This is a genomic window from Mucilaginibacter endophyticus (assembly GCF_003351025.1).
In the GTDB taxonomy this organism is placed as follows: Bacteria; Bacteroidota; Bacteroidia; order Sphingobacteriales; family Sphingobacteriaceae; genus Mucilaginibacter; species Mucilaginibacter endophyticus.
The window spans coordinates 92,554-110,479 of sequence record NZ_QPCG01000008.1 but is presented as its reverse complement, the minus strand read 5'-3'; the positions used below and the strand labels follow the sequence as shown (position 1 = coordinate 110,479).

General features: G+C 43.6%; 23 protein-coding genes and 1 pseudogene. 15 read left to right on the top strand and 9 right to left on the bottom strand.

The window, feature by feature from the left end; all coding sequences use genetic code 11:
* Positions 1–98 precede the first annotated feature (98 nt).
* The 11 genes from rimM to rplS all read left to right on the top strand — a co-directional run bounded on the left by rimM (position 99) and on the right by rplS (position 6,040).
* Positions 99–626 carry a ribosome maturation factor RimM gene (rimM, locus tag DUL71_RS26765; protein WP_114940990.1) on the top strand — a complete coding sequence of 176 codons (528 nt, stop codon included), beginning with the start codon at positions 99–101 and terminating at the stop codon, positions 624–626.
* Between the two features lie 476 nt (positions 627–1,102).
* The gene (locus DUL71_RS26760; RefSeq protein ID WP_112571407.1) at positions 1,103–1,576 is read left to right on the top strand and encodes a hypothetical protein; all 474 of its coding nucleotides are present in this window, start codon (positions 1,103–1,105) and stop codon (positions 1,574–1,576) included.
* Positions 1,573–2,010 (top strand): hypothetical protein, encoded by a 438-nt coding sequence (locus DUL71_RS26755; RefSeq protein WP_112571409.1) that lies wholly within the window; start codon positions 1,573–1,575, stop codon positions 2,008–2,010. The genes DUL71_RS26760 and DUL71_RS26755 overlap by 4 nt, the downstream gene beginning before the upstream one ends.
* On the top strand, positions 2,007–2,207 hold the full coding sequence (locus tag DUL71_RS26750) for a helix-turn-helix transcriptional regulator (RefSeq protein WP_114940914.1): 201 nt from the start codon (positions 2,007–2,009) through the stop codon (positions 2,205–2,207). The genes DUL71_RS26755 and DUL71_RS26750 overlap by 4 nt, the downstream gene beginning before the upstream one ends.
* Before the next feature lie 16 nt (positions 2,208–2,223).
* On the top strand, positions 2,224–2,613 hold the full coding sequence (locus DUL71_RS26745) for a VOC family protein (protein ID WP_114940913.1): 390 nt from the start codon (positions 2,224–2,226) through the stop codon (positions 2,611–2,613).
* A gap of 158 nt (positions 2,614–2,771) precedes the next feature.
* Complete coding sequence (locus DUL71_RS26740) at positions 2,772–3,143, top strand: VOC family protein (protein WP_114940912.1); 372 nt, start codon at positions 2,772–2,774, stop codon at positions 3,141–3,143.
* 107 nt (positions 3,144–3,250) lie between these two features.
* Positions 3,251–3,934 carry a tRNA (guanosine(37)-N1)-methyltransferase TrmD gene (trmD, locus tag DUL71_RS26735; protein ID WP_112571415.1) on the top strand — a complete coding sequence of 228 codons (684 nt, stop codon included), beginning with the start codon at positions 3,251–3,253 and terminating at the stop codon, positions 3,932–3,934.
* A gap of 212 nt (positions 3,935–4,146) precedes the next feature.
* Positions 4,147–4,713 carry an RNA polymerase sigma factor gene (locus DUL71_RS26730; protein ID WP_114940911.1) on the top strand — a complete coding sequence of 189 codons (567 nt, stop codon included), beginning with the start codon at positions 4,147–4,149 and terminating at the stop codon, positions 4,711–4,713.
* Between the two features lie 74 nt (positions 4,714–4,787).
* Positions 4,788–5,249, top strand: a complete 462-nt coding sequence (locus DUL71_RS26725; protein ID WP_154402484.1) for a hypothetical protein — start codon at positions 4,788–4,790, stop codon at positions 5,247–5,249.
* Positions 5,250–5,254: 5 nt separating this feature from the next.
* Positions 5,255–5,500: a hypothetical protein gene (locus tag DUL71_RS26720; protein WP_114940909.1), complete on the top strand. Its 246-nt coding sequence runs from the start codon at positions 5,255–5,257 to the stop codon at positions 5,498–5,500.
* A 192-nt stretch (positions 5,501–5,692) separates the two neighbouring features.
* Positions 5,693–6,040, top strand: a complete 348-nt coding sequence (gene rplS / locus DUL71_RS26715; RefSeq protein WP_090532282.1) for a 50S ribosomal protein L19 — start codon at positions 5,693–5,695, stop codon at positions 6,038–6,040.
* Between the two features lie 790 nt (positions 6,041–6,830).
* On the opposite strand, the pseudogene DUL71_RS26710 reads toward rplS, so the two are convergent.
* From DUL71_RS26710 to DUL71_RS26695, 4 genes and pseudogenes are all read right to left on the bottom strand, one after another.
* Positions 6,831–7,484 (bottom strand): annotated as a pseudogene (locus DUL71_RS26710) (phosphatidylserine decarboxylase family protein); the annotation flags it as partial.
* Between the two features lie 26 nt (positions 7,485–7,510).
* Positions 7,511–8,317 (bottom strand): phosphatidate cytidylyltransferase, encoded by an 807-nt coding sequence (locus DUL71_RS26705; RefSeq protein ID WP_114940908.1) that lies wholly within the window; start codon positions 8,315–8,317, stop codon positions 7,511–7,513.
* Entirely contained in the window at positions 8,314–8,526 is a 213-nt protein-coding gene (locus tag DUL71_RS26700) for a putative signal transducing protein (protein WP_091210011.1), read from the bottom strand. The genes DUL71_RS26705 and DUL71_RS26700 overlap by 4 nt, the downstream gene beginning before the upstream one ends.
* Positions 8,527–9,471 (bottom strand): CPBP family intramembrane glutamic endopeptidase, encoded by a 945-nt coding sequence (locus tag DUL71_RS26695; protein WP_114940907.1) that lies wholly within the window; start codon positions 9,469–9,471, stop codon positions 8,527–8,529.
* A gap of 39 nt (positions 9,472–9,510) precedes the next feature.
* Between DUL71_RS26695 and dusB the strand changes: the two genes are divergently transcribed.
* Together dusB and apaG are read left to right on the top strand one after the other, a co-directional pair.
* On the top strand, positions 9,511–10,503 hold the full coding sequence (gene dusB / locus DUL71_RS26690; RefSeq protein ID WP_112571426.1) for a tRNA dihydrouridine synthase DusB: 993 nt from the start codon (positions 9,511–9,513) through the stop codon (positions 10,501–10,503).
* Positions 10,504–10,548: 45 nt separating this feature from the next.
* On the top strand, positions 10,549–10,935 hold the full coding sequence (gene apaG / locus DUL71_RS26685; protein WP_112571428.1) for a Co2+/Mg2+ efflux protein ApaG: 387 nt from the start codon (positions 10,549–10,551) through the stop codon (positions 10,933–10,935).
* A 107-nt stretch (positions 10,936–11,042) separates the two neighbouring features.
* On the opposite strand, the gene DUL71_RS26680 is transcribed toward apaG, so the two are convergent.
* Both DUL71_RS26680 and DUL71_RS26675 read right to left on the bottom strand, forming a co-directional pair.
* Positions 11,043–11,975 (bottom strand): YXWGXW repeat-containing protein, encoded by a 933-nt coding sequence (locus DUL71_RS26680; RefSeq protein ID WP_114940906.1) that lies wholly within the window; start codon positions 11,973–11,975, stop codon positions 11,043–11,045.
* Between the two features lie 444 nt (positions 11,976–12,419).
* Positions 12,420–13,151, bottom strand: coding sequence for a zinc metallopeptidase (locus tag DUL71_RS26675; protein WP_112571432.1), 732 nt, complete (start codon positions 13,149–13,151; stop codon positions 12,420–12,422).
* 143 nt (positions 13,152–13,294) lie between these two features.
* Here DUL71_RS26675 and DUL71_RS26670 point away from each other — a divergent pair, with 143 nt between their 5' ends.
* Together DUL71_RS26670 and DUL71_RS26665 are read left to right on the top strand one after the other, a co-directional pair.
* Positions 13,295–14,437 (top strand): NAD(P)/FAD-dependent oxidoreductase, encoded by a 1,143-nt coding sequence (locus DUL71_RS26670; RefSeq protein WP_114940905.1) that lies wholly within the window; start codon positions 13,295–13,297, stop codon positions 14,435–14,437.
* A gap of 106 nt (positions 14,438–14,543) precedes the next feature.
* On the top strand, positions 14,544–16,202 hold the full coding sequence (locus DUL71_RS26665) for a glutamine--tRNA ligase/YqeY domain fusion protein (RefSeq protein ID WP_114940904.1): 1,659 nt from the start codon (positions 14,544–14,546) through the stop codon (positions 16,200–16,202).
* Between the two features lie 97 nt (positions 16,203–16,299).
* On the opposite strand, the gene DUL71_RS26660 is transcribed toward DUL71_RS26665, so the two are convergent.
* The 3 genes from DUL71_RS26660 to DUL71_RS26650 form a co-directional block, all read right to left on the bottom strand.
* Positions 16,300–16,860 (bottom strand): cysteine hydrolase family protein, encoded by a 561-nt coding sequence (locus DUL71_RS26660; RefSeq protein WP_114940903.1) that lies wholly within the window; start codon positions 16,858–16,860, stop codon positions 16,300–16,302.
* A 49-nt stretch (positions 16,861–16,909) separates the two neighbouring features.
* The gene (locus DUL71_RS26655; protein WP_114940902.1) at positions 16,910–17,218 is read right to left on the bottom strand and encodes a hypothetical protein; all 309 of its coding nucleotides are present in this window, start codon (positions 17,216–17,218) and stop codon (positions 16,910–16,912) included.
* Between the two features lie 72 nt (positions 17,219–17,290).
* Positions 17,291–17,860: a Crp/Fnr family transcriptional regulator gene (locus DUL71_RS26650; protein WP_114940901.1), complete on the bottom strand. Its 570-nt coding sequence runs from the start codon at positions 17,858–17,860 to the stop codon at positions 17,291–17,293.
* Between the last annotated feature and the right edge of the window lie 66 nt (positions 17,861–17,926).

Sequence of the window (17,926 nt, the reverse complement as noted above, 5' to 3'; positions counted from 1 at the left end):
GCAGGAATAACATTTATCTTGAATCTTTACGTTTGATTTCTTAAATCCGGATAATGGCGAGGCAAACAGCTTCGCCATTATTGTTTAACTCATTTTATATGAAAGCTGAAGATCATTTCAGGATAGGTACAGTTTTAAAAACCAAAGGCCTGAAAGGCGAATTGCAGATCTACGTTGATTTTGATGGTATTGAAGATATTAAGTTCAATGCTGTATTTATTGATATTGCCGGGAAGATGATCCCTTACTTTGTATCATCAATAAAGTATCTGCAAAAAAACAATGCCTACCTTAACCTGGAAGACGTTGACACCATAGAAAAAGCCTCGACACTGGTTAAGCGGGATATTTATCTGCCCAGCAAACTGAAGCCCAAGAAAAAGAAAAGCGAATTTACACTGAATGATGTTGAAGGTTTTATCGCCATCGATGAAACCCATGGCGAACTGGGTGAAATCATAGCCGTACAGGAATATCCTCAGCAATTAATAGCTACCGTTCAGTACAAAAATAAAGAAGTGCTTTTCCCGCTCAACTTAGAGATCATTAAAGGCATTGACGTCGAAGGCGGCGAAATTTATATCGACTTGCCTGAAGGCCTGCTGGATATTTACCTGGAAGGATAGCGTTTTGAGATGCAAGACTTTCAGATTAAAGAATCAAGATATTTAATCTCACCAATGTCCGTACCCCACGGGCATTTTTATTTAGAAGCCATTAATTCATTGCCGTTGGTTTTAACCAACGGCATAAAAGACTGAAGAGTCCTGGCTTTAGCCCAATTATGCAAACGGATTGGGCTAAAGCCTCTCCGTGCAACTCACTACTCCGTTGGTTAAAACCAACGGCAATGAAGTTTTATCTACCGGTAAGCGATTGTTTTTAATTGTAGAGACGCATAATTGCGTCTCCCGCATGTAATTTACGATAGCAAAGAGAGATGCAAAGCTGCTTGTCCTACAGGAGACGCAATTATGCGTCTCTACTTGAAAAAATCTTTAACCGTTTTTAAACAGCGCTGAATGATTTAAAAAATATTTTGTCAAATACATTTGACATTTGTAAAGTTTACTTTACTTTTGGTAAGCCAAACTTTACAATTATGAAATCACGATTCTTATTTCCGTCAAAAGCCCGGTTCCTGGGGTTGTTTTTATTTTTAGCAGGAATCGCTTTTTTTATTTATTCGCAAAACAGCTCAAATCAAATCTTCGTGTGGTATAATCTGCGCCCCACTGCACAGAGCTTTACGGACGCGGCCAGGGATGAATGCTTCGACGATGAGATCCAGCTATTCCTAACCTTATCCGGCTTAATTTTATTAGCCTTTTCAAAGGAGACTGTAGAGGACGAGCACATTGTACAGCTTCGTTCCGACTCGTTACAGTGGGCTGTATATATAAATTATATAGTTTTCGCTGTAGTGATCTTCGCTTCCTACGGGCTCAGTTTTCTTATGTTCACTATGTATAATGTATTAACTCTGCTGGTGTTTTTCATTATCCGTTTCAGGTGGAAGATCTATTTACTCAACAGGGGTTTAACAACAGAGGTTAAGGAGGCCATACAATCATGAAATCACGCTTTTTATTTCCGCACTGGTTCAGGTATCTGGGGCTCGCGCTTTTCCTGATCCATATCCCCATCGTAATGTTTAAAAAAGAGATGGGCTTTAGCATGCATGACGAACCCGATAGTGACAACCTGTTTAACAGCCATCACATCTTTTTCATGACCACCACCTTGCTCATGGCCATCGGCTTATTCTTTATCGCTTTCGCGAAAGAGCGCATCGAGGATGAACAGATCTTTAAGCTCAGGCTCGATTCATTGCAGTGGGCTATTTATGTAAATTATATACTTTTGGTGGTGAGTTTAATTTTAAGCAAAGACACCGAACATATTTTGTTTTTAAATTTATTGGTACCCCTTGTGTTTTTTATTGTGCGTTTCAGGTGGAAGATTTTCCAGAACAATCGCCTCATCAATAAGGAAGAGGGGCAGGCATGAAAAATAGCATCAGGGTTGAACGCGCCATCAAAAATATAACCCAGGCCGAGCTTGCGGAACTTATTGGAGTATCGCGGCAAACCATTAATACCATCGAAAGTAACCGGTATGTACCATCAACAGTGCTGGCTTTAAAAATAGCCCGCGTATTTGGAAAACCAGTTGAAGATATTTTTTCTTTAGACGAAGAGGATTAACCAAACCAATATAACCATGGCAACAAAACCAAGTTTCGCACCGCAGTTAGCCATTCCGCACGGTGTAACCGACATCAGCTTTTATAGTAAAGCCTTAGGGGCAGTCGAGCTCAGGCGTTTCAGCAATGATGATGGCAGCATTCATGTGTCAGAACTATCTATAGACGGCACTATTTTCCATCTGCATGAGGAAACCGAACGAACGACTGTACTTTGCCCTGATACCGTAAAAGCTACCACCGTCACTATCGGTCTTTTTGTTGACGATGTGCATGCGGTAGTAGAGGCCGCCAGACAAGCTGGCGCAAAAGTAGATTCCGAAGTAACGGACTGGGATTATGGCTACCGCCAGGGCGATTTTATTGATCCATTCGGCCATCGATGGATGATTGAGAAGGTTATTTAAACAAAATAAATACATATAAACCATGTCATTGCGAGGAGGAACGACGAAGCAATCTCGTAGCTGTACAGGGCGAATATGGATTGGCGACGAGATTGCCACGCTTCGCTCGCAATGACATAATTTTAGCGTAGATTTCATCACATTAACCCCATTTAACCATGGCAAAGCAACCCACCTACGGCAACGGTAAGATATGTTATGTTGAAATACCTGCCATCGATATAGAAACATCGGCAAAATTTTTCCAAACTGTTTTTGGTTGGCAAATCCGAACCGACAATCATGGCTCCACCTCATTTGATGATGGCGTGGGCGAAGTAAGCGGCATGTGGGTAACCGGTAGGGAGCCAATGGGCAAGGCCGGTTTGCTGATATCTATTATGGTTGATGATGCCGAAGCAACACTTAAACTCATAGTAGCCAATGGCGGTATCATAACCCAACCCATAGGTAAAGATTTTCCGGAAATCACGGCGCATTTTACTGACCCGGCGGGTAATTTATGGGGGATCTATCAGCATAGAGGATAGCCTAAAGAAGCAAGACTCCAAGAGTAAGGGGTCAAGACGATTTCGGAGAGAGGACATTTTTCAGTAATCTTGCATCCTGATTCTTTTATCCTGAGTCTGAAGAAAATATGCGTTTCGATATCATCTCTGTTTTGCCCGGTTTGCTTGAAAGCCCTTTTGCACATTCTATTTTGCAGCGTGCGCAGAAAAAAGGAATTTCTGAAATTGTAGTCCATAACCTGAGAGACTATGCCACCAATAAGCAAAAAAGCGTAGATGATTATCCTTACGGAGGCGGCAGCGGTATGGTAATGACCATCCCTCCATTCGCGGCATGCATCGAAAAATTAAAATCAGAGCGGGAATATGACGAGATCATCTTCATGTCGCCTGATGGCGAAACACTGAACCAGGCTATCGCCAATCAGCTTTCTATCAAAAAAAACATCATTATCCTTTGCGGTCATTATAAAGGCATTGATCAGCGCATCAGGGACATCTATGTCACCCGCGAGATCTCGATAGGTGATTATGTACTTTCGGGCGGAGAACTGCCCGCAGCCGTGCTGGTTGACGCCGTAGTAAGACTTATCCCCGGTGTATTAAGCGATGAAACATCGGCCCTGTCTGATTCATTCCAGGACGACCTGCTGGATGCCCCGGTTTACACCCGCCCAGCCGACTGGAACGGCCACAAGGTGCCCGATATACTTTTGGGAGGTAATACACCCGAAATTGAAAAATGGCGCCACGAACAAGCTATAGAGCGCACCAAGGCCCGCAGGCCGGATCTGTTGAATAGAGGTGAGTAGTTTTTTTGGTGAATGGTTGATTAAGTGAGTGGAGAATGGTTGACTCAACACCTTAGACAATATAAAACAGCCATCCGCAAAGAACTACTCACCTAATCCAACCCAATCAACCACTCACTCGAAAAACAACCACTCACCTGAAACACAAACCAATTTCCTTAAATTAGATTGCAACCAATTAATGCATACTGCATTATAGTAGCGTTGCAGCTATGAACCCTAACCACACCGAAGCCCAGCTTATTGAACAATGCCGTACCAATCCGGCTGCTTTTGGGCAGGTGTTTGACCGTTGGTATAAACCAGTGTTTGGTTACATCATGCGGCGTTGCGGCGATTATGACCTTTCCCGGGATATCGCTGCCGAAACTTTTCTGAAAGCATTTTTAAAAATAGGCTCATTTAAATGGAAGGGCATAAGTGTCTCATCCTGGCTTTATCGCATTGCCACTAACGAGCTCAACCAATATTACCGCAGCAGTAAATACAAACCCGAATCGTTACAGCAACTGCTGGAAAACCCGCAGATGGAAAAACTGCTGCATGACCATGCCAGCGACGAGCGGGAAATGATGGAGCAGGAACTGAAGGCATATCATGACTATAACCGTATCCGCGAAAACCTGCTTAAGCTGGATCTCAAATACCAGGAAGTGATTTCATTACGCTACTTTGAACAGAAAACCAATACCGAGATCAGCGAGATCCTGGATAAAAATGAAGGCACGGTAAAATCACTGCTTTCGCGTGGGTTAGAGAAACTAAGAAATACGCTTTAACCACTGCAACCAAAATCAATTAATGCATTATAAGGGTAATTAACATGAAAGATCAGGACCAATTTTTAAAGCAAATGGAAAATTTAAAAGTACCCGATGTAAACCCATCCCAACACCAGGATGTGGTAAAAATGGCCATTATGAATGCCGGGCGTTCGGCAGCCCTGGGACTATGGTTGGTGATAGTCCCCTGTTATTTTTTGATATGCGTATTCATGTATTATCACTTCCACATCAATGCAAACTGGTTTAGCTCTATGTTTAGCGTGATGGTACAGTTGGAGAAAGTACCTTATATCGATTATATAGGTCCGCTGGTATTATTTATACTGCCTGTTGTTTGTATAGTGATCAACCTGCTGTCTATTATCCACGTGCAGGTTCAGCAAATAGATCCTAACAGGCGCAAGGTAAAAGAGCTCAATATCAGTATCCGGCTAAAACTGTTGAACATTGTGCTGATCCTCGTCAGCCTGGTCATTGTATTAGCTTTCATCAACTTCGCCATGACAGAAAACATATCCATCAAAAACTAATCAACATGAAATTAAACTGGTTTACCCGCAAAGGGATCATCTACCTGCCTGTATCCATTATTGGCTGGGTTATATTGGCCATAGCGCTGGCCTATGCAGTTTTCGCATTCGTTGATATCGATAAACACTCGCATTCGGTAAGCGATACGCTCATCAACTTTGTATTCAATTTGCTATTGACCGGGCTTGTATATACGCTTATTGCGTATTTTACAGAGAAGAAGCCTGTTACTGTGACCATTGAAAAATGAAAACCGATATTGATCTCCATATGCAGCCTTACGAAGTTTTAAAACTTCGTAAGGCTGCATAAACCACAACCGGCTGTGAATAAAAAAACTAAATGTGGAAATTTTTAAATTTGGCTTTCATTTATTGAAAATAATCCCTATACTTGCAATCCGATTTTTACGGGCTAAAAATCGCATTAAGAGCTTAAAATCATGGATTTAGTAAAATTTGTTGAAGAGCAATCAGTAGAAAAAAAGCAGCTTCCATCCTTCAAAGCTGGTGATACTGTAAGTGTTCACTATAAAATCAGAGAAGGAAATAAAGAACGTGTTCAGGTTTACCAAGGTGTGGTAATTCAGCGTAACAGCGTTGGTGTAAGCGAGACTTTTACTGTGCGTAAAGTATCAAATGGCATTGGCGTTGAGCGTATCTTCCCTGTTAACTCTCCTAACATCGATAAAATCGAAGTTAACAGTGTTGGTAAAGTTCGTCGTTCTAAACTGTACTACCTGCGTGCCCTTACCGGTAAAGCAGCTCGTATCAAATCAAAACGCGTTTAATTTAACCACCCTTAGCGGTATATAAAAAATTAAAAGGCCTTTCTGAAAGAAATTTCGGTAAGGCCTTTTGCTATGTGAAGGTTTTTGAAGTAATAGATACCTAATCTATTGATTTTCAAAGACGAAGGCCTTATCCCCCACACACAACCAAACTGCCTCAGGTTTGTAACCCGTGGTTACCACAGTTGAAGCTTTCAGCTTCAACTATGCGTACACTATCGCTAAACCCGCGACAGCCTATTTACCATTCCAATAAGTAAAAAATTGTCATTTCGAGGGAGCAGCGCGGGTCTCCGTCATGGGGCGAAAGAGAAATCTTATACACCTTTTTAAGTCCTCCGTAATCGTTAAAACAAGGCGTATAAGATTTCTCCTCACGCCATCGCTTTATCCCTGCACCCGTTCGTTCGAAATGACAATTGGCTTTATTATAGGTAGGCTGATCGACGCGTGCAAAATACCCAGGCACAAAAAAAGCAGATGAGTTACCCTCATCTGCTTTTATATAAATCGGTTGTGCTAATTATTCGCTATCCGCTTCTTCAGCTGCATCGTCAGCTTTTTTAGCTTTCGGAGCGGATGTTTTCTTCTTAGTAGTTTTCTCTACAGCATCTTCTTCAGCAGACGCGCTTTCAACAGCCTCAGGGTGGTCAACTACTAATGATGGTGCCGGGGTAATGCTATTCATAGTCGGTGTTTCTTCCACCAATACTGCGGGCTCAACTGGTGCAGCAGGCGCTTCAGTAACAGCAGCAGGCTTCTTAGCTGCCTTCACCGGCTCCGGATCAACCAGCTCGGCTAAAACGGTACGGCCACCTTTAACCACATCGCCAATATTCACCAATATTTTAGTACCAAGCGGCAGGAAAACATCCACCCTCGATCCAAATTTAATAAACCCAAACTGCTGACCCTGATCAACAATATCGCCTTCTTTAACATACCATACAATACGACGGGCAAGCGCGCCGGCTATCTGCCTGAACAATACGGTTACACCTTTGCTGTTTTCAATAGCGATGGTAGTACGCTCGTTTTCTGTTGAGGATTTCGGGTGCCAGGCCACCAGGTATTTACCTTTGTGGTATTTAAAATAACTCACCACGCCTGCAATGGGGTTACGGTTTACGTGCACGTTAACCGGCGACATGAAAACCGACAGCTGAATGCGTTTATCTTTTAAAAATTCGGTTTCTTCAGTTTCTTCTATCACTACAACCTTGCCATCGGCAGGGCACAGGATAGTATTTTCGGCTGTTTCGATATCGAAGAACGGACTGCGGAAAAATTGCAGGATGATCAAAAATAAAGCACCCGAAAAAATGTAAACTATCCATTTTAAGGTATGCGCGGTTGGCATGTAAAATTGTATTAGCGCATTTAAAACAAAAATGAACAGGATAGTAATAGCGAGTGAGGTATAGCCTTCTTTATGTATGGTCATTATTTATAGGGTTTAATACAAAACTACTAATTTGAAATTAAGTACAGGTATGCATATACAATTGGCGCGGCCATCAAGAGCCCGTCAAACCTGTCGAGCAAGCCGCCGTGGCCCGGCAATATGCCCCCTGAGTCTTTTACATTAAGGCTACGTTTGAACATGGATTCAACCAGGTCGCCCATGGTGCCAAAGTTTGAGATAATGAGTGACATGATGATCCAATCAAAGCGATTGTACTCTGTATAAAAATTACTCAAAATATATGCCGCGAAAGCGCAGATCAGGATACCGCCGATAAAGCCCTCCCATGACTTTTTGGGTGAATGCCGCTCAAACAGTTTATTACGGCCAAACTTGCTGCCAACCAGGTAAGCTCCGGTATCGTTGCTCCACAGCATAATCAAAAAGCCCAGTGGTACGTGAAAGTTAAATACGCCGTCGCCACGTGTAAAAGCCATAGCATGGAAAAACATAAACGGTACTACGGCCATTAATAAGCCCAGGTAAGTAAACCCGATATTAGTAAATGGCGCCTCAGATTTTTTGTACAACTCGCCTATCGGAATAAAGCTAAGCAGTATCGGCAACAGTATGATATATTTATATGCCGGGAAATAGCAATTAGCCGCAAAAAAGAAAAACATGGTTACGCCTGCAAGGGCACCTGTAAAACGCTCTGGCTGCATGCCGCCCTGTTTAACCAGCTTGTAAAACTCCAGAAGGCAAAACAGACTTAATAACAGGTAAAAAACACTAAATACATAAGAGCCTAACAAATTAGACCCAATCATTACGATAATAAAAAATAAGCCAGTGATGGCGCGTTGTTTCATATATTAATTTGATTGAGGATCATGATCTCAATGGCCTTACTAAAATCCTCCTGGTGAATATAAACCTCAATTTCGCCAAAATTTCGGTGCGATGAATCCTGCTTATTAAGCAAAACGGTGTCAATATGATGCCCGGTAAGCATCTGCTTAACAATTTCTGATTGGTAAAAATTAGTTGAAGTAAAAATTTTAACCCAGTTTTTTTCCATTTAACTCAAGAGCGGGCTTTTTCCTTTAGCAGTATTTCTGTACATAAAAAGCAAAATTAAAATAATTATTACGCTTAACGCATAGCTCTGATAATTAAAAACGTGCTGATCATTAGGATCAAACGTTATACGTTTTTGCGAATACAGGTACAGGATCACTACCTGGGTGGCATTATTTAAAAAATGCGCCCAAACGCTTGTCCAGATGCTGCCGCTCCACATCACAAAATAGCCAAAAAATACGCCCAATGCCACACGCGGCAAAAAGGTAAAAAACTCCATGTGGAAAGCGCTGAAAAGGATAGCCGTGATCCAGATAGCAGCATGCGGGTTTCCTGTCCACCTGATCATGATAGTTTGCAAGCATCCCCTGAATAAAAACTCCTCGGCAATGGCAGTCAACAAACCAACAACCAGAACAGCGAAAAGCATATCTGATACCGTCTTCATCTGCAGCATAGCTTCCGTAGCTTTTTGGGCCTGGGCTTCCATAGCACGTAAAGCATCTTCTAAGCTCTTTAACGGGGCCGGCAGTACCAATTTCTGATTAACATTTACCAGCACTTCCATAACCGGCGATGAGCAGATCATGATAGATAAGATCAGCAGCAACAATACAGGCGGAAATTTGGGGGTGACTTTCAGATAATCTACAGGCTCCTTTACTATAAAACGCGCAAAAATTACAGGGGCCAGGTACAGCGGCAAGGTAGTGCTGATGATCTGCAATGTCCACAAAGCCGCGCCAACATGCGGGTTGTGCAAATTAAAGGTAAAAGTATCGGTAAGCGTTTGTGTTCCGAATATGGCACCAATAATTCCTGCAGCTATTAAACTACACACTATCAGCAGCCCAATAGTTAGGGCAATCAGTATAATAAATTGTAAAGACGGCGTTATTTGACTTCTCTGTGGCTGAGGCACTTGAATTGGGTCTTTTATCATTCGATGTAAAATTCGTATTTTTGCAGGCTAAAGATAAGGATGTCTGTAAAAATAGGAAATATTGATTTAGGAGAGTTCCCGCTGTTGCTGGCGCCGATGGAGGACGTGAGTGATCCGCCGTTCCGTTATGTGTGTAAGCAAAACGGCGCGGATATGATGTATACAGAGTTCATCTCCAGCGAGGGCCTCATCCGCGACGCGGCAAAAAGCAGGCAAAAGCTTGATATTTTTGAATACGAAAGGCCCATCGGTATCCAGATCTTTGGGAGCGATATCGACCACATGCGCGAAGCTACTGAGATTGCTACGCTGGCAGGGCCCGACCTGATGGATATTAACTACGGTTGCCCGGTAAAACAGGTGGCTTGCCGTGGTGCAGGTGCAAGCTTATTGCAGGATATTGATAAAATGGTTGCCATGACCAAAGCGGTTGTTGAGGCAACACATTTACCGGTAACGGTTAAAACCCGCCTTGGCTGGGACGATAACACCAAAAACGTTTACGAGGTTGCCGAACGCCTGCAGGATGTTGGCATCAAGGCGCTTACTATACATGGCCGCACCCGTGCGCAGATGTATAAGGGCGTGGCCGACTGGGCGCTGATCAGAGATATCAAGAAAAACCCGCGTATAAAAATCCCCATTTTCGGCAATGGCGACATCGATTCGCCCGAAAAAGCCGCGGCATGGCGGATGGAATATGAGGTTGATGGCATGATGATCGGTCGCGCGGCTATCGGTTATCCGTGGATTTTTCGCGAAATAAAGCACTATTTTAAAACCGGCGAATACCTGGATAAGCCCACAATTGCCGAGCGCGTTGCTGCATGCAAAGCACATTTATACAAATCAATAGAATGGAAAGGGCCAAAAACAGGCATTTTTGAGATGCGCAGGCACTATTCTAACTACTTTAAAGGGATAGATCATTTCAAAGAGTTCAGGATGCGTTTTGTTACTGCCCCTGATCTTGAATCAGTTGACCAGATCCTGGCCGAGATTGAAGAAAAATATGCCATTGAAATGGCTTAATATTTGCTCCCTTTCTATATATTTGAAATAAACGATACTTGTCACATGGTTACCACTATTACTGAGGGTGTTAAGGTTTCCATAGAAACCATATATCAGCCGGAGTATTCAAACCCGGCAAACGATCATTTTATGTTTGCCTATAAGGTAAGCATCGAGAACATGACCAACTACGCCATCAGGTTGATGAGCCGCCATTGGTATATATTTGACTCAAACGGCGCGAAGCGCGAAGTGGAAGGTGAAGGTGTAGTGGGCCAGCAACCGGTTATTGAACCGGGCCATACGCACGAGTATGTATCAGGCTGCAACCTTAAAACCGATATGGGTAATATGAAAGGCGAATACCACATGGTTCGTATGTTGGATAATGCCAATTTCAATGTGCAGATCCCGGAATTTTATCTGATAGCGCCGTATAGGCTGAATTGAGAGTCAAGACAGCAAGATTCAAGAAACAAGACTTTAAAAATACAAAGCCCTAACTGAATAACCAGTTAGGGCTTCTTTATATAATGTACTTTGGGGCAATTGTTAGCTTAGCGTTGCCTTTCCCGGTGTGGGGCTGCCTGATGCCGCGCGGGCACCTGCCTTTGTGGAGTTCTGGCCCGTTGCTGATTTACCGGCTTTGGCTGATTACCTTCAGGCCTTTGTTGATTATTTACCGGTCTTGGCTGGTTGCTAACCGGATGATCGGTACTTTCTGAAGGACGGGGCCTTGCGGGATTATTGTCGGCATTACTCCTTGAGGATGACCGGGCATTGTTTCCATCAGATGCAAAACGGTTTCCGTTAACCCTGTTCATAGCTGTAGTTACCGGCTGCCCGTTATTTACTTTAGCAAACTGGCTCCGGTCTTTAACCGCAACCTGACGGTGACTAACCTGATCTGACGTTGGTTGCAGATGCGCATCCCTTTCAGCTGCCCGGTCCTGCGGTCTGGGCTGGGCAGTTACACCGCCCGGGCCGTTAAAGCTATTGTTATTAACGGTAACGTTGTTTACAACTGTTTTATTGATATAGGTATTATGCACAACCGTGTTATTAACATTCACAACGGCTGTGTTGTACTGAAATGAATTACCAGCCCAGCGACCGCCCACATAGCCGGTGCCAACATAACCGTAGCCATAGTTTACGCCGCCATAAAAACCAATGTGCGGGCCCCAGTATCCTTCATGAAAAACATATACGGCACCATTGTATCCCCAGTAACCAGGCGTCCACAAATAACCAACCCTTGGCGGGCTTACCCATACGCCGGGCACCCAATAATATCCGCCATCCTGGTCATAAGCCCAATAACCTGGAGTCCATAAATATCCGTCAACGGGACAAGGCGGCTGTGAATATGTTGGTAAAACAGGCGGAGCGATATTAACTGATACACCTACACTAATTTGTGCATAGGTTTTAACAGATACTATTGATACGATCAAAAGCACCATAAATACACTTGCAATCTTTTTCATAATCTCGATTTTACCCAAACCTACCTGTGCGACATGAACATTGCATTAAGTTTTGGACGGTTAAATGAACGGATTATGAAGATTGAATGCCCGCCTATTCTCTAAATCTATAGCGCAGACACGTTTTATCGTGCGCCAATTCCCCATAGGGGATACCTATTTGTAGCAAAACAAAAGTAATAACATTTTGCCTCGTAGAGGCTACCCGCTCAATATTGATTATAAACACATTTTCATCAGGGTAGCACCTACGGCGCAATGGCCGTAGCTACACCTTATTCTACAAACAGGTAGCACCTACGGCGCATATACCAGGATGTGTATACATTCTTACCTCTAAAGAGCATATGTTGCTTTAAGAATGCAAAAAGCCTGTTCCACTCCGGAAACAGGCCTCTATAGTTACCACAATTGTTCCCCCTTTAGGGCGTTAGGAGCATCGGCTTAATTCCTTCTGTTATTAAACAAAAACGAAGCATAATAAACCAGAGTTGCCAAAGCACTCAATGCGGCTACAACATAGGTCATGGCCGCCCACCATAGGGCGTCTTTTGCCATTTCATGCTCTTGCCCTGTTTGTACTACAGCATAATTGTTGTCCAACCATGCTAAGGCACGGCGGCTTGCATCAAACTCAACCGGCAAGGTTATGAAGCTAAAAAATGTAACCAGCGCCAATGCGGCAACACCTACGGCCAAAACATAAGGGCTTCCGGAAAAGAACAACAGCATGATACCGATAAATAAAGTCCATTGGGTAATGGTTGATGCCACATTGATGGCAGGCACCATAGCCGAGCGGAAACTTAGCCAGCCATAAGCTTCGGCATGCTGCACGGCATGACCGCACTCGTGCGCAGCAACAGCGGCGGCAGCGATACTCCTGCTGTAAAAAACATCAGTGCTCAGGTTAACTGTTTTTGTTTCGGGGTTATAATGGTCGGTAAGTTGCCCTTCAACACAAATTACCTGTACATCAAATATGCCATGAGCGCGCAGCATTTTCACGGCTACTTCCTGGCCCGATAAGCCCGACAACAAGCCAATTTCAGAATACTGCTTAAATTTACTCCTGAACCGCCATTGTACAATAAAGCTTACCAGGGCAACAATAATCATCAGGAACCAGGCCGAGTTAGGCGCTATGTATCCCATAATTAATGAAATGTGATTCATATGATTGATAAAAAAATATATTTAAAACTAAGTAGTTTAAAACACTACAAACGTTACAGCTCCTGTTCAAAAATTATTCCGCTTTATTTACCCCCCGGTAAACCATTACCTTTTTGTGTCCCGATTATTTATTTTTGACATTAATGGAGCCATCATTTTCATACTGGGAACGCACCGCATTTACCGATAATGCCGATGTAATTATCATAGGCAGCGGCCTCGTGGGCTTAAGCGCGGCGCTTCACATAAAAAAACAGCAACCGGCGCTAAAAGTTTTGGTATTGGAACGAGGCTTTTTACCATCCGGCGCCAGTACTAAAAACGCAGGTTTCGCATGTTTTGGTACAGTTTCGGAGCAAATTGAAGTAATAAATCACTCATCCGAAGAAGAAGCCATGCGCCTAGTAGCTTACAAATGGAACGGGCTGCAGCGTTTAAGGCAAAATCTGGGCGACGCGCAGATTGACTACCATCAGCATGGCGGCCATGAACTGTTTATGGATCATGAGGAAAACCATGCGCATGATTGTATCGGCCAGATAAATCATCTAAATAAATTATTTCAGCAAGCCGTTGGTCGGGCTGACATTTATGCAGTAGCTGATGAAAAAATTGCAGGATTTGGCTTAAAAAAGGTAAAGCATATCATCTACAACCCGTTTGAAGGACAGATCCACACGGGAAAAATGATGCGTACTTTGTTATATAAAGTTTATGAACTCGGCGTATTGGTGCTTAACAATTGCAGTATCTCCGATATTGAACAGGAGGATGACTATATCAGGTTAAACACCTCGCAAGGAGTTTTTAAAGCAGATAAAGTAATCCTGGCAACTAACGCCTTTGCAAGCCAGCTTTATCCCGAACTTGATGTTGTACCGGGCCGCGGGCAGGTGATGGTTACTAAATCTGTTCCGGGATTGAAGCTAAAAGGTACTTACCATTTCAACCAGGGTTATTATTATTTCCGTAATATCGATAACAGGGTATTGTTTGGAGGAGGCCGAAATCTTAACTACAAAGCCGAAGAAACCTGGGATTTTGGCCATACCGATGAGGTAAAACAACAACTGATAACTTACCTGAATGAGGTGATCCTGCCCGGTCAAAACGTAGAGATAGATTACTGGTGGAGCGGCATCATGGGTTTCGGACAGGAGATCAGCCCGATAGTTAAACAAATACAGCCCGGTATTTTCTGTGCTGTGCGGTGTAATGGCATGGGTGTAGCTATGGGGAGTTTGGTAGGTGAGGAAGTGGCGGATTTGTTGTTGAAATCATTATAATATCCTGCCCGCAAAGGCGCGATTTTTCTTCTCCGGTTAACAGGACACTTCTTAGTGCACACCGCACAAAAATTTGTTACTTTTGCCCTTATTGCTATACTAATTTATGAGCGAAGAAAGATCACTGAACTTTATAGAGGAAATTGTTGAAGAAGACTTGGCTGCCGGTAAAAACGACAACCGTGTACTTACCCGTTTCCCGCCCGAGCCTAATGGTTACCTGCATATTGGCCACGCCAAGTCAATTTGCCTTAACTTTGGTTTGGCAAAAAAATATAATGGCCTTACCAACCTCCGTTTTGACGATACCAACCCCGTTAAGGAGGATATTGAATATGTTGACAGCATTAAAGAAGATGTAAAATGGCTTGGCTTTGATTGGGCCAATGAACTTTACGCTTCCGATTACTTCGACCAGCTATACAACTTTGCTGTCGGGCTGATCAAAAACAACCTGGCATATGTTGACGATAGTACTGCCGAAGAAATTGCTGCTCAAAAAGGAACGCCAACCGAACCGGGTACGCCAAATCAATACCGCAGCCGCTCGGTTGAAGAAAATCTGCAGCTGTTTGCCGATATGAAGGATGGTAAATATCCTGATGGCGCCAAAGTGCTGCGTGCAAAACTCGATCTTGCATCGCCAAACATGCACCTGCGCGACCCATTGATGTACCGTATAAAACACGCACATCACCACCGTACCGGCGATAAATGGTGCATTTACCCAATGTATGATTTCGCGCACGGACAGTCAGATGCTATTGAGGAAATCACACACTCTATCTGTACGCTGGAGTTTGTACCTCACCGTCCGCTATACGATTGGTTTATTGAACAACTGCATATCTTCCCGTCAAAACAATACGAGTTTGCCCGCTTAAACCTTAACTATACGGTGATGAGCAAGCGCAAGCTGCTGCAACTGGTTAACGAAAACTACGTTGATGGCTGGGACGATCCGCGCATGCCTACTATCAGTGGTTTACGCCGTCGTGGTTATACCCCGGCTTCTATCCGTGAGTTTTGCGAGCGCATTGGCGTAGCCAAGCGCGAAAACATGATCGACGTTGGTTTGCTGGAATTCTGTATCCGTGAAGATCTGAACAAAACAGCATGGCGCCGTATGGCTGTGCTTGATCCGGTTAAACTGATCCTGGATAACTATCCTGAGGGCGAAACCGAAGTAATGCACGGCGAAAATAACCCGGAAGTTGAAGGTGGTGATGGTGGCAGGGATATACCATTCGGTCGTGAGCTATGGATAGAGCGCGAGGACTTTATGGAAGTTGCGCCTAAAAAGTTTTTCCGTTTAGGCATTGGTTTGATGGTGCGCCTTAAAAACGCTTATATCATCAAAGGCGAAAGCATTGTTAAAGATGCAGATGGCAATATCACCGAGATTCATTGCAGCTACCTGCCTGAGTCAAAATCAGGCAATGACACCAGCGGTATCAATGTAAAAGGCACCATCCACTGGGTAAGTGTTGAACACGCCAAAACCGCCGAGGTAAGGTTATATGATCGTTTATTCCAGGTTGAAGATCCATCAAACGAGGATGGCGATTTCAAGGATTACATCAATCCTAACAGCCTGCATGTATTGCAGACAGTGTATATCGAACCAGACCTGGTTAATGCCGAGTTAGGCAAACCGGTTCAGTTTATGCGTAAAGGCTATTTTACCTTAGATAAAAACTCAACTCAGGATAAATTGGTATTTAACCGCACGGTTACACTGAAAGACGGTTGGGGTAAGAAATAAGCCCCCCGGGCCCCTAAAGGGGGAGTTTTTGATATTTAAAAGCGATTGAGCCAAAACTCAATCGCTTTTTTATTGATCTCATCACAATGAGTGCATCTTATTTCGCCCAGTTACCTACGGTAACCACTTCTGCCTGACGAGGGAATATCTTAGTGATTAACAACTCATGTACTTCATTATCAGTATCCGCGCAGCAATCTGTAACTATGGTAAGTTCGTAATCCTTATCAGATGCTTCACGAACGGTTGATAGCACCACACCGCTGGTGGCAATACCTGTTAATACGAGATGGTTAATGTTAAAACTTCTCAATACCACTTCCAGGTCGCTGCCTGCAAAGGCGCTTACGCGTCGTTTGATAACGATCAGTTCACCTTCGGCCGGAGCCAGCTCCGGGATCACCTGCATAAACTGTTTCATATCGACACCGGCGAAACGCTGTTTGGCTGCCGAAAAACCTTTGTTCCGGCTGCTAACTTCGGGTGCCCCTTGCCTGAAACCTACTACTATATAAATTACCGGCATGTTTTTGCTACGGGCTGCAGCTATGGCTTTCTTTAAGTTAGCAATGAGTAATTCGGCATCGGGTATTGCACCTATAATCCCCACCTGCATATCCATAACCAGCAGGGCTGTATTTGCTGTATTTTGTTCCATTTATGTTTTTATAGTTTATCAAATTTAAAGCCTACATATATCGGCTTATTTATTCTTTATCCTTATGCTGGAAATGAGCACTCAACCAAAGACTGAGCACAGCAATCCCCAGGAAAAACACGACCTGCGAAAGTAGATTATCCGCGCTTACATGCCCCGTCCGAAACAACAGGAAACCAATAACAAGATTAAACAAAGCCCAGGCCATATTTACCGTAGCGGGAGAAAGCCCCTTCCCTGGCGGTTTAGCAAAAGGCGTAGGAAATTTATTACCGCTGATACCGCTAACAAAATGCGGAACAACGTTAGCGAGGAATGCCCCGGCGAAGAAACAAGCTATATACTGATACCAGATCATACTCAAAATTTTTATGGCAAAATTGAGGATTATGATGCATGTACACCTGTGACAATAATCACAATCGGCTAATCAGTTTTTGGAGCGGATCCGGCTTAAAGTTTCGCGGGTAACGCCGATGTAAGAGGCCAACTGTGAAAGAGATATCCGCTGAAGCAGCCGGGGATTATTCCTTTCAATAAAATGGTATCGTTCGGCAGGGGTGTAGATCTTAAAAAGTTCACTGTGCTCTTCCGAAGCCAGCAGCAGCCTTACCGCTACACGGCGTACAAACAACGCCATAAGCGGCAGATCAATATGCTGAGAAGCGATTTTGTCCCAATCAAAAATATAAACAATCGCTTTTTCACCAGCCTCAATAGTGTACTCGGAAGGGTTACGGGATTTAAAGCTCCTGAGGTTGGAAGTAAACCCTTTTTCAAACGTAAAATTGAGATTAATAACTATGCCATCTTTATTATACCAGGTGCGTAGGTAGCCTTCGTCAACAAAATAAAAATGCCGGCAAACCTGCCCTACTTCTAAAACCGCGTCACCTTTTTTTAATTCGTGCCGGGTAACGCAACTCAACAACATCGCCATATCCTCGTCAGGCATATCAACGACGGCTTTGATAGCATTAATTAACGGTTCGTTATCCATTTGGCGATATTCGATTGCCGTAAAGTTAACAGAAATCCCCCCGCATGTATAACTGCAATTACTTAA

What these genes read in the sequence shown, in the direction of transcription:
- rimM (WP_114940990.1), top strand. Translation starts at nt 99, where the DNA reads ATGAAAGCTGAAGATCATTTCAGGATAGGTACAGTTTTAAAAACCAAA.
- DUL71_RS26760 (WP_112571407.1), top strand. Translation starts at nt 1,103, where the DNA reads ATGAAATCACGATTCTTATTTCCGTCAAAAGCCCGGTTCCTGGGGTTG.
- DUL71_RS26755 (WP_112571409.1), top strand. Translation starts at nt 1,573, where the DNA reads ATGAAATCACGCTTTTTATTTCCGCACTGGTTCAGGTATCTGGGGCTC.
- DUL71_RS26750 (WP_114940914.1), top strand. Translation starts at nt 2,007, where the DNA reads ATGAAAAATAGCATCAGGGTTGAACGCGCCATCAAAAATATAACCCAG.
- DUL71_RS26745 (WP_114940913.1), top strand. Translation starts at nt 2,224, where the DNA reads ATGGCAACAAAACCAAGTTTCGCACCGCAGTTAGCCATTCCGCACGGT.
- DUL71_RS26740 (WP_114940912.1), top strand. Translation starts at nt 2,772, where the DNA reads ATGGCAAAGCAACCCACCTACGGCAACGGTAAGATATGTTATGTTGAA.
- trmD (WP_112571415.1), top strand. Translation starts at nt 3,251, where the DNA reads ATGCGTTTCGATATCATCTCTGTTTTGCCCGGTTTGCTTGAAAGCCCT.
- DUL71_RS26730 (WP_114940911.1), top strand. Translation starts at nt 4,147, where the DNA reads ATGAACCCTAACCACACCGAAGCCCAGCTTATTGAACAATGCCGTACC.
- DUL71_RS26725 (WP_154402484.1), top strand. Translation starts at nt 4,788, where the DNA reads ATGGAAAATTTAAAAGTACCCGATGTAAACCCATCCCAACACCAGGAT.
- DUL71_RS26720 (WP_114940909.1), top strand. Translation starts at nt 5,255, where the DNA reads ATGAAATTAAACTGGTTTACCCGCAAAGGGATCATCTACCTGCCTGTA.
- rplS (WP_090532282.1), top strand. Translation starts at nt 5,693, where the DNA reads ATGGATTTAGTAAAATTTGTTGAAGAGCAATCAGTAGAAAAAAAGCAG.
- DUL71_RS26705 (WP_114940908.1), bottom strand. Translation starts at nt 8,317, where the DNA reads ATGAAACAACGCGCCATCACTGGCTTATTTTTTATTATCGTAATGATT.
- DUL71_RS26700 (WP_091210011.1), bottom strand. Translation starts at nt 8,526, where the DNA reads ATGGAAAAAAACTGGGTTAAAATTTTTACTTCAACTAATTTTTACCAA.
- DUL71_RS26695 (WP_114940907.1), bottom strand. Translation starts at nt 9,471, where the DNA reads ATGATAAAAGACCCAATTCAAGTGCCTCAGCCACAGAGAAGTCAAATA.
- dusB (WP_112571426.1), top strand. Translation starts at nt 9,511, where the DNA reads ATGTCTGTAAAAATAGGAAATATTGATTTAGGAGAGTTCCCGCTGTTG.
- apaG (WP_112571428.1), top strand. Translation starts at nt 10,549, where the DNA reads ATGGTTACCACTATTACTGAGGGTGTTAAGGTTTCCATAGAAACCATA.
- DUL71_RS26680 (WP_114940906.1), bottom strand. Translation starts at nt 11,975, where the DNA reads ATGAAAAAGATTGCAAGTGTATTTATGGTGCTTTTGATCGTATCAATA.
- DUL71_RS26675 (WP_112571432.1), bottom strand. Translation starts at nt 13,151, where the DNA reads ATGAATCACATTTCATTAATTATGGGATACATAGCGCCTAACTCGGCC.
- DUL71_RS26670 (WP_114940905.1), top strand. Translation starts at nt 13,295, where the DNA reads ATGGAGCCATCATTTTCATACTGGGAACGCACCGCATTTACCGATAAT.
- DUL71_RS26665 (WP_114940904.1), top strand. Translation starts at nt 14,544, where the DNA reads ATGAGCGAAGAAAGATCACTGAACTTTATAGAGGAAATTGTTGAAGAA.
- DUL71_RS26660 (WP_114940903.1), bottom strand. Translation starts at nt 16,860, where the DNA reads ATGGAACAAAATACAGCAAATACAGCCCTGCTGGTTATGGATATGCAG.
- DUL71_RS26655 (WP_114940902.1), bottom strand. Translation starts at nt 17,218, where the DNA reads ATGATCTGGTATCAGTATATAGCTTGTTTCTTCGCCGGGGCATTCCTC.
- DUL71_RS26650 (WP_114940901.1), bottom strand. Translation starts at nt 17,860, where the DNA reads ATGGATAACGAACCGTTAATTAATGCTATCAAAGCCGTCGTTGATATG.